This is a genomic window from Paraburkholderia sp. AV2, from assembly GCF_054968425.1.
Genome location: NZ_JBANLK010000084.1, coordinates 1 through 15,936, shown reverse-complemented (window position 1 = coordinate 15,936; position 15,936 = coordinate 1). Strand labels below are relative to the sequence as shown.

18 protein-coding genes and 1 pseudogene are annotated in these 15,936 nt (G+C 65.3%); 13 read left to right on the top strand and 6 right to left on the bottom strand.

Annotated elements, in window-relative coordinates; genetic code table 11:
• Positions 1-122: 122 nt before the first annotated feature.
• Positions 123-1,550, bottom strand: a complete 1,428-nt coding sequence (locus tag V8683_RS30485; RefSeq protein ID WP_411191029.1) for an MFS transporter — start codon at positions 1,548-1,550, stop codon at positions 123-125.
• Between the two features lie 349 nt (positions 1,551-1,899).
• On the opposite strand from V8683_RS30485, the gene ltnD reads away from it, so the two are divergent.
• From ltnD to V8683_RS30450, 7 genes are all read left to right on the top strand, one after another.
• Positions 1,900-2,790 (top strand): L-threonate dehydrogenase, encoded by an 891-nt coding sequence (gene ltnD, locus V8683_RS30480; RefSeq protein WP_411191028.1) that lies wholly within the window; start codon positions 1,900-1,902, stop codon positions 2,788-2,790.
• Positions 2,791-2,806: 16 nt separating this feature from the next.
• Positions 2,807-4,114: a 3-oxo-tetronate kinase gene (gene otnK / locus V8683_RS30475; RefSeq protein WP_411191027.1), complete on the top strand. Its 1,308-nt coding sequence runs from the start codon at positions 2,807-2,809 to the stop codon at positions 4,112-4,114.
• Complete coding sequence (gene otnC, locus V8683_RS30470) at positions 4,111-4,749, top strand: 3-oxo-tetronate 4-phosphate decarboxylase (RefSeq protein ID WP_411191026.1); 639 nt, start codon at positions 4,111-4,113, stop codon at positions 4,747-4,749. The genes otnK and otnC overlap by 4 nt, the downstream gene beginning before the upstream one ends.
• A gap of 24 nt (positions 4,750-4,773) precedes the next feature.
• Positions 4,774-5,550, top strand: a complete 777-nt coding sequence (otnI, locus tag V8683_RS30465) for a 2-oxo-tetronate isomerase (protein ID WP_411191025.1) — start codon at positions 4,774-4,776, stop codon at positions 5,548-5,550.
• Positions 5,551-5,608: 58 nt separating this feature from the next.
• A complete protein-coding gene (gene denD / locus V8683_RS30460) occupies positions 5,609-6,580 on the top strand; it encodes a D-erythronate dehydrogenase (RefSeq protein ID WP_411191024.1) in 972 nt (323 codons plus the stop codon).
• Positions 6,581-6,700: 120 nt separating this feature from the next.
• Positions 6,701-6,844: a hypothetical protein gene (locus V8683_RS30455; protein WP_411191023.1), complete on the top strand. Its 144-nt coding sequence runs from the start codon at positions 6,701-6,703 to the stop codon at positions 6,842-6,844.
• Positions 6,845-7,211: 367 nt separating this feature from the next.
• Positions 7,212-8,168, top strand: coding sequence for a sulfonate ABC transporter substrate-binding protein (locus tag V8683_RS30450; protein WP_411192495.1), 957 nt, complete (start codon positions 7,212-7,214; stop codon positions 8,166-8,168).
• Between the two features lie 76 nt (positions 8,169-8,244).
• On the opposite strand, the gene V8683_RS30445 is transcribed toward V8683_RS30450, so the two are convergent.
• Positions 8,245-8,526: a DUF971 domain-containing protein gene (locus V8683_RS30445; protein ID WP_411191022.1), complete on the bottom strand. Its 282-nt coding sequence runs from the start codon at positions 8,524-8,526 to the stop codon at positions 8,245-8,247.
• A 52-nt stretch (positions 8,527-8,578) separates the two neighbouring features.
• On the opposite strand from V8683_RS30445, the gene V8683_RS30440 reads away from it, so the two are divergent.
• Positions 8,579-9,283 carry a lysozyme family protein gene (locus V8683_RS30440; protein WP_411191021.1) on the top strand — a complete coding sequence of 235 codons (705 nt, stop codon included), beginning with the start codon at positions 8,579-8,581 and terminating at the stop codon, positions 9,281-9,283.
• 111 nt (positions 9,284-9,394) lie between these two features.
• Here V8683_RS30440 and V8683_RS30435 read toward each other — a convergent pair whose 3' ends face one another.
• Positions 9,395-10,534 (bottom strand): porin, encoded by a 1,140-nt coding sequence (locus V8683_RS30435; RefSeq protein ID WP_411192494.1) that lies wholly within the window; start codon positions 10,532-10,534, stop codon positions 9,395-9,397.
• 242 nt (positions 10,535-10,776) lie between these two features.
• On the opposite strand from V8683_RS30435, the gene V8683_RS30430 reads away from it, so the two are divergent.
• The 3 genes and pseudogenes from V8683_RS30430 to V8683_RS30420 all read left to right on the top strand — a co-directional run.
• Complete coding sequence (locus V8683_RS30430; protein ID WP_411191020.1) at positions 10,777-11,151, top strand: hypothetical protein; 375 nt, start codon at positions 10,777-10,779, stop codon at positions 11,149-11,151.
• Between the two features lie 173 nt (positions 11,152-11,324).
• Positions 11,325-11,612 carry an H-NS histone family protein gene (locus tag V8683_RS30425; protein ID WP_411191018.1) on the top strand — a complete coding sequence of 96 codons (288 nt, stop codon included), beginning with the start codon at positions 11,325-11,327 and terminating at the stop codon, positions 11,610-11,612.
• A gap of 101 nt (positions 11,613-11,713) precedes the next feature.
• Positions 11,714-12,163 (top strand): annotated as a pseudogene (locus V8683_RS30420) (methyl-accepting chemotaxis protein); the annotation flags it as partial.
• A 24-nt stretch (positions 12,164-12,187) separates the two neighbouring features.
• Here the strand turns inward: V8683_RS30420 and V8683_RS30415 are convergent.
• Positions 12,188-13,045, bottom strand: coding sequence for a LysR family transcriptional regulator (locus tag V8683_RS30415; protein ID WP_411191017.1), 858 nt, complete (start codon positions 13,043-13,045; stop codon positions 12,188-12,190).
• A gap of 124 nt (positions 13,046-13,169) precedes the next feature.
• Here V8683_RS30415 and V8683_RS30410 point away from each other — a divergent pair, with 124 nt between their 5' ends.
• Positions 13,170-14,471, top strand: a complete 1,302-nt coding sequence (locus V8683_RS30410) for an aspartate aminotransferase family protein (protein WP_411191015.1) — start codon at positions 13,170-13,172, stop codon at positions 14,469-14,471.
• A gap of 21 nt (positions 14,472-14,492) precedes the next feature.
• Here V8683_RS30410 and V8683_RS30405 read toward each other — a convergent pair whose 3' ends face one another.
• Positions 14,493-14,795: a hypothetical protein gene (locus V8683_RS30405; protein WP_411191013.1), complete on the bottom strand. Its 303-nt coding sequence runs from the start codon at positions 14,793-14,795 to the stop codon at positions 14,493-14,495.
• A 29-nt stretch (positions 14,796-14,824) separates the two neighbouring features.
• Positions 14,825-15,223, bottom strand: coding sequence for a superinfection immunity protein (locus V8683_RS30400; RefSeq protein WP_411191011.1), 399 nt, complete (start codon positions 15,221-15,223; stop codon positions 14,825-14,827).
• A 199-nt stretch (positions 15,224-15,422) separates the two neighbouring features.
• On the opposite strand from V8683_RS30400, the gene V8683_RS30395 reads away from it, so the two are divergent.
• The gene (locus tag V8683_RS30395) at positions 15,423-15,581 is read left to right on the top strand and encodes a hypothetical protein (protein ID WP_411191010.1); all 159 of its coding nucleotides are present in this window, start codon (positions 15,423-15,425) and stop codon (positions 15,579-15,581) included.
• Positions 15,582-15,936: the final 355 nt, after the last annotated feature.

Genomic DNA, 15,936 nt, shown 5'->3' with positions numbered 1-15,936 from the left:
GCAAAGAAAGTAGGTGCCGCCCCGCACAGGGGCAACCCTGGCATACCACCACGAAAACAAGAACCCCCCAACCGGCATGGCATATCGAAAGAAAAAAGGCAACCACCAGGAACCCAAACCGCTCAGGGCGAAATCTCATCCAGCAACCGCGAGCGCGTGGAAATGCCAAACTGCGCGATCAGCGCCGCCGCAACCAGAAACCCGCAGATCAGCATCAGCGACCAGAACACGCCGATCACCGGAATGAGCGGGGCAATCGCAAACATGCCGATCCCGCCGCCCAGGTGGCCCAGTCCGTCGACGATCGCGAAACCGGTCGTGCGCGCGCGGGTGGGGTAGTTTTCGATCGACCACGTGTAGGCGATGGGCACCCACACGTTGAAGCCGAAGAAGACGACGATCGAGCCGAGAATCGCCAGCCAGAAGTTCTCGCCGCCAAGCGCGATCATGACGCCGCCCACCAGCGTGATGAGGGCGGCAAGCGGCGTCCAGCGCTTGCGCTCCATGCGCTCGCCGAACGCATAGGCAACGATGGCGCACAGCACGAAGCCGAACGTCCCCATGGCCGTAATGAGGCCGGCCTCGGGCGGCGGGAAGTGCAGGGCCGTGAGCAGCGTGGTAAAGCCGGCCGCGAACGAATAGACCGTGATATAGGCGAGAAACCACATCGCCGTCAGCAGAAGCGTGCGGTTGCGATAGACCGCGTTGCGGAAGATGGCGCCGAACGGCATCGCTTCGTCCTTCGGCGGCAAGGGCGGAATCTGCTCGGGCACGGGCGGCAGCGGATTGATCGCGTGCGCGCGCGCTTCCATTTCGGCGACCACCTGTTCGGCCTCCTGCAAGCGGCCGCGCGAAACGAGCCAGCGCGGCGACTCGGGCAACTGGAAGCGCAGCAGCACGCCGACGAGCGCGAGCGCGCCGCCGATCAGGTACATCACGCGCCAGCCGTATTCGAAATCCTTGCTGGCGAGCGCGAACGGCAGGCCGAGCGGCAGCGGCGTGGAGGGGGTGGTGAGCCACAGGCCGAGCCAGATGCCGAGCACCGCGCCGATCGCCGAAAAGATGAAGATCATCGATGTATAGCGGGCGCGCCCGCCGCTCGGCGCCAACTCGCCGATATAGGTGTTGACGATGGCGAGGTCGGCACCGATGCCGATGCCCGTGAACGCGCGCGCCGCGACGAAGGTGCCGTACGAGTGCGCCACGGCGGTGATGGCCGAGCCGATGCCGGTGAGGATCATCGTCACGAGCAGCAAATCGCGCCGGCCCATGCGGTCGGCCAGCGGGCTCAGCAGCAGCGTGCCGACCACGTAGCCCGCGAGATTGAGCAGGACGGGCAGGCCGATGTAGCCGCCCGCGCTCTCCGGCGTGCAGCCGGGCACGAGCGCCATGCAGGTCTGGATGAACGAGACGTTGATGTCGAAGATGTCGTAGAAGGTAAACAGGAAACCGATGCCGATGATCAGCGCGAAAAGGCGCGGCATCGTCCAGTTCGGAATCCGGTCGAGCCGGGCAAGCAACAGCCCGGCGGTGCGGTCGTTGTCGGTCATGCTGTGTCTCCTCTTGTTCCTCTTTGTGGGTGCGGCCGGGCTCGTGCGGCCCGTTACTTTCCGCCCGGCGTCACCGGGCCGATGTATCGATGCATATCCAGTGAATGGATTTACGAATAGTAAAATTAATTTCAGATAGTGGAATTGAAGTAAACCCGGAGGGGGTGGGCGTTGCGGCTTCTCCGGCTGCGGGTTTTCCCTTCGGCGGCGAACGTGGGCGTTAATTTGTATGATGACCGGATAACCGCGCCGCTTTGGCGGACGCCGGTTCGGAGGGAGCCCGGCGGCGCCTCGCGCTCGCGGGCCTTTGCCGACCGTCCGAATTTCTTACGCACTTCGAAGGATTATCATGTCACGACAGATTGGAGTCATCGGTCTAGGCGCCATGGGGCTGGGTGTCGCGCGTTCGCTGCTGCGCGCCGGTTTTCGCGTGCATGCCTGCGACGTGCGCGAGAGCGTGCTCGATGTCTTCGCGGCAGAGGGCGGCGTGCGTTGCGCGACGCCTGCCGAACTCGGCGCGCAATGCGAGGTGGTCGTCACGCTCGTCGTCAATGCGGCGCAGACGGAGAGCGTGCTGTTCGGCGAGCACGGCGCCGTTGCCGCCATGCGGCCTGGCGCGGTGCTGATTTCGAGCGCGACGGTCGCGCCGGAGTTTGCCGCGAAGCTCGGCGCGCGCGTGGAGGCGGCTGGCCTCTTGATGCTGGACGCGCCTATTTCCGGTGGCGCCGCGCGCGCCGCATCGGGCGAGATGACGATGATGACCTCGGGACCCGCCGCGGCCTACGCGGCCTGCGAGGACGTGCTCGGGGCGATGGCGGGCAAGGTCTACCGGCTCGGCGAAGCGTATGGCGCGGGATCGAAGGTCAAGATCATCAACCAGTTGCTCGCGGGCGTGCATATCGCCGCCGCCGCCGAAGCCATGGCGCTGGGCTTGCGCGAAGGCGTCGATCCCGATGCGCTGTACGACGTGATCACGCATAGCGCCGGCAATTCGTGGATGTTCGAGAATCGCGTGCCGCATATTCTTGACGGCGATTACACGCCGCTTTCGGCCGTCGACATCTTCGTGAAGGACCTGGGCCTCGTGCTCGATACGGCGCGCCTCAGCAAATTCCCGCTACCGCTTTCGGCCACCGCGCACCAGATGTTCATGAACGCGTCGACCTCGGGCCACGGCGGCGAGGACGATTCGGCCGTTATCAAGATCTTCCCGGGCATCACGCTGCCCACTACCCGTTGAGCGCACGAACGCCGTCATGAATTCCGCTTCCCACCACAGCGTCGCCGCCGCCCGTCCGCTGCTCGGCTGCATCGCCGACGATTTCACCGGCGCGACCGATCTCGCCAACATGTTCGTGAAGAGCGGGATGCGCACCGTGCAGACCATCGGCGTGCCCGCGCCCGGTACACGGATCGATGCCGACGCGATCGTCGTCGCGCTGAAGTCGCGCACGATTCCCGTAGGCGAAGCGGTCGCGCAGTCTCTCGCCGCGCTTGCCTGGCTGCACGAGCAGGGTTGCCGCCAGATTTTCTTCAAGTACTGCTCAACATTCGACTCGACCGATGCCGGTAATATCGGTCCGGTTGCCGATGCGCTCGCCGACGCGCTCGGCGAACCCGCCGCCTTGTCGATTGCGTGCCCCGCGTTTCCGGAAAACGGCCGCACCGTCTATCGCGGCCATCTGTTCGTCGGCGACGTGTTGCTCGGCGAGTCGGGCATGGAGAACCATCCGCTCACGCCGATGAAGGACGCGAACCTCGTGCGCGTGCTGCAGCGGCAAACGGCGTCGAAGGTCGGCCTCGTTCGCTACGACGCGGTCGCGCGCGGCGCTGTGGCGGTGCGCGAGGTCTTCGCGCAGTTGCGCGCCGAGGGGGTGCGCTTCGCGATTGCCGATGTGCTGGCGGATGCGGATCTGCATGTGCTGGGTGAGGCCTGTGCCGATCACGCGCTGATCACGGGGGGATCCGGCATCGCGCTCGGCTTGCCCGCAAACTTCCGCCGCGCCGGACTGCTGCCTGAACGCAGCGACGCGGCGCGGCTTCCGGACATTACCGGCTACTCGGCCGTGCTGGCCGGCAGCGCCTCGAAGGCGACGAATGCCCAGGTAGCGGCCTGGCGCGCGGCGCGTTCCGCGTTCCGCATCGATCCGCTCGCGGCGGCGCGCGGCGAGCTGGTGGTTCAGGCCGCGCTCGCGTTCGCACGCGAGCATTTGCCCGAGCCGGTGCTGATCTACGCGACCGCCTCGCCCGCTGAAGTGAAGGCCGTTCAGCAACAGCTCGGCGCGCAAGCGGCCGGTGCGCTCGTCGAAGCCACGCTCGCCGAAATCGCGCGCGGGCTGCTCGCGCTCGGCGTGCGCAAGTTCGTCGTCGCGGGCGGCGAGACGTCGGGCGCGGTGGTCCAGGCGCTCGACGTGAAAGCCCTGCAGATCGGCGCGCAAATCGATCCGGGTGTGCCGGCCACGGCGACGCTCGACGGCGCGATTGGCCTCGCGCTCAAGTCGGGCAACTTCGGCGCGGCCGACTTTTTCGAAAAAGCGCTGCAACGGCTGGAGAAGCGCGCATGAGCACCGAAGCCATCCTGCGCGAAACGATCTGCACCGTGGGCGCCAGCCTCTACGCACGCGGCCACGCCGTCGGCACTGCCGGCAACATCAGCGCGAAGCTCGACGACGGCTGGCTCATCACGCCGACCGACGCGTGCCTCGGCCGGCTCGATCCCGTGCAGATCGCGAAGGTGAACCTGGCCGGGCAGACGGTCTCCGGCGGCAAGCCTTCGAAGACGCTCGCGCTGCATCGCGGCATCTACGCGCGCAACGCCGGGGCACGCGGCGTCGTCCATACGCATTCGACGCATCTCGTCGCGCTGACGCTTGCCGGCGTCTGGCGCGACACCGACGTGCTGCCGCCCATTACGCCGTACTACGTCATGAAGGTGGGCCATATTCCGCTGATCCGCTACCGCCGTCCCGGCGATCCGCAGGTCGCCGACGAAGTGGCCGCGCTTGCCGACCGCGTGCGCGGCGTGCTGCTCGAACGGCTCGGCCCGGTGGTCTGGGCGCCTACCGTCGAACAGGCATCCGCGGTGCTGGAGGAACTCGAGGAGACCGCGCGCCTGTGGCTCATGACGAACCCGAAACCCGAGCCGCTGGATGAAGCGGCGCTCGACGACCTGCGGCGCAGTTTCGGCGCCCGCTGGTGACACATACTGACCGGAGCCTTATCCATGCCCCGCTTCGCAGCGAATCTCTCGATGATGTACCACGAGCACCCGTTCCTCGACCGCTTTGCCGCCGCCGCGCGTGACGGCTTTCGCGCAGCCGAGTTCCTTTTTCCGTATGAGCACGCGGCCGCCGAAATCCGCGCGCGTCTCGACGACAACGGGCTCGTGCAGGCGCTCTTCAACGCGCCGCCCGGCGACTGGGCAGCCGGCGAGCGCGGGATCGCGTCGCTGCCGGGGCGCGAGGACGAGTTCCGCCGCTCGATCGATACCGCGCTCGACTATGCGCGCACGATCGGCAACGACAAACTGCACGTGATGGCGGGGTTCGTCGCCGCCGGTGGCGATCGCGCGCAGCAGCGCGACACGTACCTGCGCAATCTCGCGTACGCGGCCAATACCGCGCGCCGCGACGGCATCCAGATCCTGATCGAGCCGATCAACCCGCGCGACATGCCCGGCTACTTCCTGAACCGGCAGGACGACGCGCAGGCCATCTGCCGCGAGATAGGCGTGCCGAACCTGCGTGTGCAGTTCGACTGCTATCACTGCCAGATCGTGGAGGGCGATCTCGCGACGAAGCTCAGGCGCGACATGGCGGGCATCGGCCATATCCAGATTGCCGGCGTTCCGGAGCGTCACGAGCCCGATCTCGGCGAGCTGAACTATCCGTACCTGTTCGCGCTGATCGACTCGCTCGGCTACGAAGGCTGGATCGGCTGCGAATACCGGCCCAAGGCCGCGACGTCGGCGGGGCTCGGGTGGCTGCGCCCGTATCTGTGAACGGTCGCGCCGAATCGTTGAACCGTGTGCCTCAACCTCTCACCGTGACGAGTTGCCTATGAAAGTCCTGATCACTGGCGGCGCCGGCTTCCTCGGCCGGCGCCTCGCAACGAAACTGCTGAGCCTCGGCGCATTGACCGGTCCTTCGGGGCAGCGGGAGCCCATCGAGAAACTGGTGTTGCTCGATGTCGTCGAAGCAGCCGGCTTCGACGACGCGCGCGTGACGGCGATAGTCGGCGACATTGCCGATCGCGCGGTGCTCGAACGCGCGATCGACACGCAAACGCACGCGATCTTCCATCTGGCCGCGATCGTCAGCGGCCAGGCCGAAGCGGACTTCGAACTCGGCATGCGCATCAATCTCGAAGCCTCGCGCACGCTGCTCGAAGTCTGCCGCGTGCTCGGCCATCGGCCGCGCGTCGTGTTTACGAGTTCCGTGGCGGTCTACGGCGGCACGGTGCCCGACGTCGTGCTCGACGACACCGCGCTGAATCCGCAGACGTCCTACGGCGCGCAGAAGGCGATTGCCGAACTGCTGCTCTCCGACTACACGCGCCGCGGCTTCGTGGATGGGCGCGCGCTGCGTCTGCCGACGATCAGCGTGCGGCCGGGGCGGCCGAACGCGGCGGCTTCGTCGTTCGCGAGCGGGATTCTGCGCGAGCCGCTGAACGGCGAGGACGCGGTGTGCCCCGTGCCGCTCGACACCCGTCTGTGGCTGCTCTCGCCGCGCGCCGTCGTCGACGCGCTCGTAATGGGCGGCGAGATCGACGGCGCTGCGCTTGGCGAGCGCCGGACCGTGAATCTGCCGGGGCTTTCGGTCAGCGTCGCGGACATGATCGCGGCACTGCGCGAGGTGGCCGGCGACGCGGTGGCGGCAAGAATTCGCCACGAGATCGATCCGCGTCTGACCGCGATGGTGCGCAGCTGGCCGGGCGAATGGGACACGTCGCGCGCGCGGGCGCTTGGTTTTACGGGCGACACCGCGTTTGCCGACGTGATTCGCGCGTACCTCGCGGACGAGAAGGGCTGATTGGGGCGGATCGGGGCTGGCCGCGCGGCTCGTCATAACGATTCGTCAAAGTCCATTCCAGCGGCAGTTCGTTGCGCTATCACGGAGCGAATATGCTGGCCATCGAGCCGCGCGACGCCGATGAGCGGGCACACCTTTGCGGACTGCTTACGGTCTTCGGTTTGCCGCGCGCCGCTCAAGGAGCCCTTGACGGTGGCGTTCGAGGCCGAAGGCGAGGTGGTGTGTCAGCGCGCCATCGCGGCCGTGCAGCCCGACGAGCCCTGAGCCATTGTCGACGCAACGGCAGCGGCACTGGCCGGTCGAAATGCGAAACCCCTTATAAAGAGACGATTAATGCATAAATAAAGATATTAGAAATACTTGGTTAAATTGCTCGTGTTGCGGGGCTACTCTTGCTCCTGATTTGACGTTTCGTCGCCGCGCAAAAACGACGCGCCGACGAAATCAGCGTGGCTACTCCGGAAAAAAACAAACCAGGCAGCCGCTTTTGCAGCCCACTCCGAATGCAACGACCATGAGCTACCGCATTATCGATACTTCGCCCCTCGATCCCCTCGCGAAGCCGTTGATCGACGCGCTGCAATACGAATATTCGACGCGCTACCGCGAAAGCCGCCGCTCCTTACTGAAGATGGCCGCAGGCCTTGGCGCGGGCGCGGCCCTGCGCGGACTGGGCGCCGCCGGTGCGGCGCTCGCCGCGAGCGGCGCGGCGCGCGCGCAGGACGGCAAGGTGGTCAGTATCGGCTACCAGAAGTACGGCAACTTCATCATTCTCAAGGCGCGCGGCACGCTCGAAAAGCGTCTTGCGCCGCTCGGCTTTTCCGTGCGATGGCTCGAGTTTCCGGCGGGGCCGCAACTGCTCGAAGGGCTGAACGCGAATGCCGTCGATATCGGCGTGGTGGGCGAGACGCCACCCGTCTTTGCCCAGGCGGGCGGGGTGGACTTCGTCTACATCGCCGCCGAACCGGACGCGCCGCGCGGCGAAGCGGTGATCGTGCCGAAGAACTCGCCGATCCGCTCGCTCGCCGAACTGCGCGGCAAGAAGGTGGCCTGCAACCGCGGCTCGAACAGCCATTACCTGCTCGTGAAGGCGCTGGAGCGCGGCAAGGTCGGCTACGACGAAGTCCAGCCAGCCTACCTCGTTCCCGCCGACGCTCGCGCCGCATTTGCCAACGGCAGCGTGGACGCCTGGTCGATCTGGGATCCGTATCTGGCGGCTGCCGAGCGGCAGCTTGGAGCCCGCGTGCTCGCCAACGGCGAAGGGCTCGTGCGCAACATCGAGTATTACGTTGCGCGCCGTGCGTTCGCGACGCAGCACGCGGAAGTGGTGCACGCTGTGCTGGCCGAACTGCAGCAGCTCGACGCCTGGGCCGCGCAGAACGTGCCGGCCGTCGCCGCCCAGCTCGCGCCCCTTACCGGGCTCGACACCGGCACGCTCGAACTCGCGCTGGGGCGTACGGGCTACGGCATCCTGCCCGTGGACGCGGGCCGTTTCGCGTATCAGCAGCAGATTGCCGATACGCTCTACGCGCTCAAGCTCATTCCGCAAAAGCTCGCCGTTACCGACGCGCGCTGGAAAAACGCCTGATGCGGGCCGGGCGCCGCAATGGCGCCCATCACGGCTCATCTCGCGGCTTACCTGTCCGCACGCGCGAGGATTCGCCTTACGCGGTGGTCTCGAACGCCTGGAACCACGCCCAAGGGAAGACCCCGCGGTCGTGTCCGTCGCTGAAAATCAGTTGGACTCCATAACCCATCGACGCCATGTTCGTGAGCTCGACGTCGGCGTGCGTCTCGGCCGGCGCGCCCGCGAGGCGCGCTCGCCGGCAGGCCGAGCACGGGCAGGCGCGCCGCAGGTCCGCATGAGCGAACTGCCGGATCGTGCCGTCCTCCCATACGAACGTGAGCAGGCGGGACGCATGGCGAATTTCGACGGGTACGTTCATGCCGCATTGCCTTCCAACTGCTGCAGCGCGATCCGCAGCCGATACGCGCGCAGTGACCAATCGCGTAGCGGATTCGGCCTTCGACCTGCTGATCGCGCGCGGCGAGGGCGACTACAACGTAGTGAATCGCGGCGCGGCGCATGGCTACACGGCAGGGACCGAGGACCTCTCGAACATGACGGTCGCCGACGTCATGGCGGCGCAGCGCGCCCACCGCTTCAATGCGGCGGGCCGCTACCAGATCATCGGCGACACGCTCGCGTCAGTCGCGAAGGCGATGGGCCTTACGGGCAGCGAGAAGTTCGACAAGGCCATGCAGGACCGGATTTTTTCGGAGTACCTTGTAAAAAACAAGCGCAAGGCTATCGGCGACTATCTGAGCGGCAAGAGCAACGACCTGCGCGCCGCGATCAAGGCCGCCTCGCTCGAATGGGCGAGCGTGGCCGATCCCGATACCGGCCGCTCGCACTACGCGGGTAAAGGCAACAACCGGGCCTCGATCTCGGTCGCCGAGATGGGCGCGGCACTGCAGGCATCGCGCGCGGGCGGTGCTTCGATGGCACCGATGCTCGCGGCGGGAAACGCGAGCCAGTCCGGCGGCGGTTCGACGGTGAACACCAGCTCGGTCGATACGCATATCGGCACCGTCAACGTCTACGGCATGAATACGCAGGACGGCCACGCGGTCGTCAGCGGCATGCGCGACGAACTCAACCAGCGCGGCCTCGCGCTCAACGGGGCCTATGCCATGACGTAACAGCGGCGGGCGCACCGGCTACAGGCTGTCACGCTGCACCCGCTGTTGCGAACCTGATTGCACTGTGCAATCAGGTCCGTCGGGCAGACGACCAGCCAGCCTGACAGGGCGTCAGAAACGATGACGCAGGCCCGCCGTCACACCCACCTGATTGGGTGTCGACGAAGGAGGCAGCATGCCCGCGATTGACGTCGTATTACCTATGACATCGCCCTGACCGTCGTTATAGACGTCCCCCGATGCGTGCTGGTATACGCCTGCCAGGTAGATATCCGTGCGCCTGCTGAGCGAATAGTCCGTACCCAGTGTCATCGAATGCCAGCGCGGGGTACCCGATACCGTACCCGAGCCCGACGTTTTGCCAGTCGTATAGGTGTAGTCACCGACCAGTGCCAGCGCGGGTGTGATGCCATAGGTGCCGTTCAGCTCCACGTTGTCGAAGTGCGCATTCAACGGGACCGGCGCGAAGGCGTACGAACCCTGAAGCTGCGAGTGTGTCCAGAGCAGGCCGACCGTGCCCGTTCCGAACGCATAGTTCGCGCCTGCGCCAAACACGCGATGCACACGTGCAGGAAGCGGGTCGTCGACGGCTGCCCCACCTGTATTCGCATCAAGCGGATCGCTGTTTAGCTGGTCATACGCGGCAGCAATGCTGAACGGGCCGTTTGAATAACCTGCACCGACGCTCCACGCCCGCCCGTTGGCGAACTGGCCGGGATCGTTGCTGAAGCCGTAGAGGGCGCCAAAATGGAATCCCGAGTAACTGGCGCTTTCGAACTTGACCGCATTGGCAACGGAGCGCTGGGTACCCAGGTTGTCGTTATCCAGCGGATGCCCGGCTACATTGACCCCCGCCCCGGTTCCCGAGAGTGAAAGCGGCGACAGGTAATCGACCACCGAGTCGAACTGGCGACCTAGCGTGAGCGTTCCGTAGGTGGCGTTCTGGAGGCCGACATAGGCCTGGCGGTTAAACAGCGATTCGTTTCTGGAAAAGGTTCCATTGTTTATCGCGAAGGCCGACTGGAGGCGGAAGATCACCCGGGTGCCGCCACCGAGATCCTCGCTGCCTCGCAGACCGAAATAGGTGTTCGACAGCGCGCTGCTGTCCTGCATCCAGGCACTGTGTCCACCCGCGTTGTTCACGTACAGCAGGCCCGCATCGAGCGATCCGTAAAGAGTCACACTGCTCTGCGCATGTGCTGCAGTGCTGAATGCGCCGATGATGCCCAGGGCGACCAGCGTTCTTTTCAGATTGAGTTTCATCATGTCTGTTTCCTTGCCTGGCGTTCATCTGGGAGCCGCAACGTGCGGATCCATGCGGTGGTCCTGCATCCGTTGCCAGAGCGCAGTCGAATATAGCGACCAGCGCACCGTTCAGCGTTGCCCACCGGCAACACAAGCTGCCGGTCTCAACGAAGCTTGACGGGAAACAAGCGTCGACGCCGCACACGGAAGTGGTTCGTGTGACGGCATGTCGCAAGCCTGGCCCTTACGTGCGTATGGTTCTGATTCCGTTTCCCGACGTGCCGCCCGTCGCAGGCGTGCCGGACCTGAACCGTCTGCCACTGGCTGCGGGCGTGCTCACGGGCGTGACGCCCGCACTGGAGGGCCTCGACTATTTCGGGTTCCTGCCCGGCGACATTCCGCAGTGGATCCTTGCCGACGACCAGGGCAACGCGCTGGTGACACCCGACTCCGTCGTCGACCTCGGCTACCCGCCTTGTGTCTGCTGTTTCCGGAGAATCCACAGGAACGGTAGCCACATGGTTTTTCGGGGTTGCGACGCAGCTCGGTGCGACGGTGCAGATCCTGCTGAGCGTATCGTGCTCGGCGTGGTTGTACCGTCGTTACGCCAACGAGATTCGTGAGCCACTTGCGGAGGAACGGATGGAGCCGAAGTAACAGTCGATTGGGTGTGAACGTTCGACGTCGGTCGCGAGGATCTGCGCTGTCGTCCGGTTCCTGATGGGGCGGATTGGTCGATGCCGGTGGCGCATGCGTATGATGGGGGGCTTGACCACCAATTTCCTAAGGTGACCCGATGGCAACCTACCACGAACTGAAGAAGCAGCTGGAGCGGCTGAACGGGCAGGCGGAGGCGGCGCGCGTCGCCGAGATGCAGGCAGCCATTGATGAAATCCAGGCACAGATCGAACTGTATGAACTGACCGAGCATGACCTGTTTCCGTCGTCGCGTCGTGGCCAGCCGATCCGGCGCCCGTCACCGAAGTACCGCGATCCGGCGAGCGGGGCGACCTGGCCGGGCCGGGGCCGGGCGCCAGCGTGGATCCTGGGCAAGAAGCGGGAACGCTTCCTGATCGAACCCTGACCCGGGCCCGGCACACCGGATACCCGTCGGACGGGCTTCTCCGGTCTGCCCCTGTTGCGCTGGCGCAACTTTGATAAAAATTATATAGCTGCACCTGGACTAATGCGGCGGTCGAGGCGGCACGGGTGGGCGAGCAGGGACGCGGCTTCGCCGTCGTGGCGGGCGAGGTGCGCAATCTTGTGCAACGTTCGTCGTCGGCGGCGAGGGAGATCAAGGCGCTGATCAGTGCGTCGGTCGGCAAGATCCAGGAAGGCTCCGTGCTGGCGAACGAGGCCGGGCGGACGATGGCGGAAGTGACGCAGGCGGTGAACCGCGTGGCGGGCATCGTCGTCGAGATCGCAGCGGCTTCGGACGAGCAAAGCCGCGGGATCGAGCAGGTGAATCTCGCGATTGCGCAACTCGAAGGCGTCACGCAGCAGAACGCGGCGCTCGTCGAGCAGGCGGCTGCGGCGTCGAGCTCGCTCGAAGATCAGGGGCGCCAGTTGAACGACGCGGTTGGCGTGTTCCGGTTACGGCATGAAGCGGTCGATGGGACGGACATAGCTACGTGATAATGAAGGAATACTGACCAATCATCAAAGCAGCGGCAGCGTGAACCGGAGATGCTCGGCAAAGGCCGCCGTGAGCGGCGAGGGGCGCTTGCGCCCGAACCTGAGCGTAATGCCGACGGCCGGCAAAGGCGGCAGCGAAGGATCGCCGTTGAGAATGGCGAGATCCGGCGGCACGGCCGTTTGCGTCATGATGGCGAAGGCTTGTCCCGAACGCACGAGGGCCGTGAGGCCTGCGAGGCTGCTGCTCGCATAGGCGACGCGGTAGGCCCTGCCGGCGCGCTGCAACGCTTCGCAGGCCGCGATATGGTCGAGCGTGTCCATGTCCGAAAGCGCCAGCGGCAGCGGATCGAAGTGCGCGGCGTCGAGCCCCGGATAGCCGATCCAGACCAGTTGCTCGCGGCGGATGACGTCGTCGCCGGGGCCGGTTTCCGGCAGCGAGATCATGGCCAGATCGACCGCGCGCTTCTCCAGGTGTTCGACGAGCCGCGGCGTGGGTCCGCAAACCACTTCCACGAGCGCATGCGGATGCTGGCTTGAGAACTGGCGCAACAGCGCGGGAAGAAACACGGCGGCATAGTCATCGGGGCAGCCAAAGCGGATGCTGCCCGACAAGCCCTTGCCGAGCAGATCGGCCATCGCTTCGTCGTGCAGCCGCAGCATGCGCTGGGCGTGGATCAGCAGCCGTTCGCCGGGATTCGTGAGTACCACGCCGCGGCCGGTGCGCTGAAACAGCGGCTGATCGACGATTTCTTCCAGGCGTTTCATCTGCTGGCTCAGCGCGGACTGGGTCCGGCCGACGCGGCTCGCGGCGCGGCTAAGCGCGCGGACTTCGGCGATGACGGCAAACGAACGCAGCAAATCGATTTCGAGTGTGCGACTCAAGGTATCCGCCCCAGGTATTAGCCTTGTTTCTGGCTTCCATAAGAACTATTCGATTCTATAAAAGCAGAGCGCCGACTAGACTGCAAGTCATTGCTTATTGCCGCTACGCACGAGGAGAAGCACGGTGTCCCGCAACGACGATGCAACCTTCTGGCGCAACGCCAGGCAGCACCTCATCCGCTATGGCGGCGCGTTCGAACCGATGATCGTCGAGCGGGCGCAAGGCAGTTTCGTCTACGACGCGGACGATCGCCCGATCCTCGATTTCACTTCGGGCCAGATGAGCGCCGTGCTGGGACATAGCCACCCGGAAATCGTCTCGGTCGTTCAGGAGTACGTCGGCAAGCTCGATCATTTGTTCAGCGGCATGCTGTCCCGTCCGGTGGTCGAGCTTGCCACGCGGCTGGCCGGGATCACACCGGACGGACTCGACCGGGCGTTGCTGCTCAGCACCGGCGCCGAGTCGAACGAGGCCGCCATTCGTATGGCGAAACTCGTCACGGGCCGCTACGAGATCGTCGGTTTTGCGCAGTCGTGGCACGGCATGACGGGCGCCGCGGCCTCGGCAACCTACAGCGCTGGACGCAAGGGCGTCGGCCCTGCCGCGGTCGGTTCGTTCGCGATACCCGCGCCGTTCGCGTACCGCCCGCGTTTCGAGCGCCACGGCGCGTACGACTGGCTGGCGGAGCTGGATTACGCCTTCGATCTCATCGACCGGCAGTCCAGCGGTAGTCTCGCGGCCTTCATCGCGGAGCCGATCCTGAGCTCCGGCGGCATCATCGAACTGCCGGAAGGCTATATGGCCGCCCTCAAGCACAAATGCGACGAGCGCGGCATGCTGCTGATCCTGGACGAGGCGCAGACCGGCGTCGGGCGTACGGGCACGATGTTCGCCTGCCAGCGCGACGGCGTCACGCCCGACATCCTCACGCTTTCGAAGACACTGGGTGCGGGCCTGCCGCTCGCGGCCGTCGTCACGTCCGCGCAGATCGAAGAGCAGGCTCACGAGCGCGGCTATCTCTTCTATACGACGCATGTTTCCGATCCGCTACCCGCCGCCGTGGGGCTGCGCGTGCTCGACGTGGTCGAGCGCGAGGGGCTGGTGGCGCGTGCCGGCGTGATGGGCGAGCGGCTCCGGCGCGGCTTGCTGGACCTGATGGAGCGCTTCGACTGCATAGGCGACGTCCGCGGCCGCGGATTGCTGCTGGGCATGGAGGTCGTCAAGGATCGCCGCACGAAGGAGCCGGCCGAGGGGCTGGGCGCCCGGATCACGCGCGAGTGCATGAAGCTGGGGCTCAGCATGAATATCGTGCAGTTGCCGGGGATGGGCGGCGTTTTTCGCATCGCTCCGCCGTTGACCGTCAGCGAGGAGGAGATCGACCTCGGGCTCGATTTGCTGGAGCAGGCGATCGGGCGTTCGCTGTAGCCGTTTCAGCCGGCCCGTGCCTCACAACTTCGGATGGCACTCGAACTCGATCACGGAGTTTTGCTGCTGGAGCGTTTCCCGGCCAACCGTGCGCTCGGTCACGAAACTTGTCTGCAAGCCGCGGTTCTGGCAATAGTCCGTTGCTTCGGTCAGGGCACGCTGATGGGCGCGTGCCCACGCGAGACGTCCGCCGGTCGCCGAGGCCGATACCGTGTAGGTGCCCGGCTTGTCTGTCGAGGTCACGTTCGTGGCCGATGCACAGCCGGTTAGCACTGCACAGAGTCCCGCAACCGAAACGAGCCAGCGCGACAGCGAGCGTGTCATTTCCGGCCGGCGGGGCCGGTTCGCCGCATTCACGAGCAGGGCCGCGTCACGCTGCGATGCGGTCCTTTCTTGTGGCTTTCGAGCGCTGCACGCAGCCTTACGTGCTGCACGATCTTCTGGCTTGTCACGTGGCCCGCCGCGCTACGAATCCTTTTTGCCGCGCGCGCCAGCAACCGTGCGTCATGCCGGCTGCGCGCCCAGGCGCGCGCCGCGAACCAGCCCACCAGGGTCCAGCCCAGCAGGATGTTGACCACCGTGATCGCGAAGGCATCGCTATGCCCGTGCGCATCCGCCTCGATGGACGGGATCAGATAAAAGCTGATGGCGGCAATGACCGCCGCGCCTTCGAGAATTTGCACCATCGCACCACCTCGTGATTCATCGAAAAGAATGTCGATCGGGCCGAGCGCCGACGATCGCAGTGACATGGGAAATCATCTTAGGGCAGTTCTATCGAAAGTCTATTTCCATAGACTGAAAACAGCGTTGCCTGAGCCAGAACAATCGTGGTGAGGGTGGAAGGCGGCTTCGGGAATCTTGATCATCCCCAGAGGGGATATATAGTGAGCTGGCTCGCCGGTCTCGCGAGCCGCGGACTCGATCTGCGCGAGTTCAGGATCACGGACAATGGCGGCCATCCGCCCGGGGGGGAGTAACGGGGCGATCCGGCAGATTTCCGTGACGCGGATCGGCAACGGTAAAACGGCGATCTACGAGACTGATCGCTTCGCGCTTTGGATTACTGATTTTGAACTGGCGCTGCAGGTGGGGGAGTTTGACGATTAGCGATGTATGCGGAATTTCTTCGGTGCTTGTTGGGGGTTTGCGCGGGGTGATGATGTTGTGGGGGGGGGGAGCGGTTGATTTGTGGTTCTTGCTGTTTTGGCGTTTCCTTGTATTCGTGGTGGTGTGCCAGGGTTGCCCCTGTGCGGTGCGGCACCTACTTTCTTTGCTGCGGCAAAGAAAGTAGGCAAAGAAAGCCGCTCACACCGCCAGTGTGACGCCGTCCACCACTCGCCCACCCTGGTAGTGGTTCCGGGGCGTCTGCCATCACTGACCGTTAGCCGGAGTGACAAGGGGCTCATTCTTCCGGCGACGCTGCGCGCGCCGAAGGGCATAACTTAAACCAGCGGTACGTACA

Bases quoted from the DNA above. Each gene is read 5' to 3' on its own strand.
- V8683_RS30455 (WP_411191023.1), top strand. From the start codon at position 6,701: ATGAGCGGGCACACCTTTGCGGACTGCTTACGGTCTTCGGTTTGCCGC.
- otnI (WP_411191025.1), top strand. From the start codon at position 4,774: ATGCCCCGCTTCGCAGCGAATCTCTCGATGATGTACCACGAGCACCCG.
- V8683_RS30425 (WP_411191018.1), top strand. From the start codon at position 11,325: ATGGCAACCTACCACGAACTGAAGAAGCAGCTGGAGCGGCTGAACGGG.
- V8683_RS30450 (WP_411192495.1), top strand. From the start codon at position 7,212: ATGGCCGCAGGCCTTGGCGCGGGCGCGGCCCTGCGCGGACTGGGCGCC.
- V8683_RS30395 (WP_411191010.1), top strand. From the start codon at position 15,423: ATGGCGGCCATCCGCCCGGGGGGGAGTAACGGGGCGATCCGGCAGATT.
- V8683_RS30485 (WP_411191029.1), bottom strand. From the start codon at position 1,550: ATGACCGACAACGACCGCACCGCCGGGCTGTTGCTTGCCCGGCTCGAC.
- V8683_RS30400 (WP_411191011.1), bottom strand. From the start codon at position 15,223: ATGTCACTGCGATCGTCGGCGCTCGGCCCGATCGACATTCTTTTCGAT.
- otnC (WP_411191026.1), top strand. From the start codon at position 4,111: ATGAGCACCGAAGCCATCCTGCGCGAAACGATCTGCACCGTGGGCGCC.
- otnK (WP_411191027.1), top strand. From the start codon at position 2,807: ATGAATTCCGCTTCCCACCACAGCGTCGCCGCCGCCCGTCCGCTGCTC.
- V8683_RS30405 (WP_411191013.1), bottom strand. From the start codon at position 14,795: ATGACACGCTCGCTGTCGCGCTGGCTCGTTTCGGTTGCGGGACTCTGT.
- V8683_RS30445 (WP_411191022.1), bottom strand. From the start codon at position 8,526: ATGAACGTACCCGTCGAAATTCGCCATGCGTCCCGCCTGCTCACGTTC.
- denD (WP_411191024.1), top strand. From the start codon at position 5,609: ATGAAAGTCCTGATCACTGGCGGCGCCGGCTTCCTCGGCCGGCGCCTC.
- ltnD (WP_411191028.1), top strand. From the start codon at position 1,900: ATGTCACGACAGATTGGAGTCATCGGTCTAGGCGCCATGGGGCTGGGT.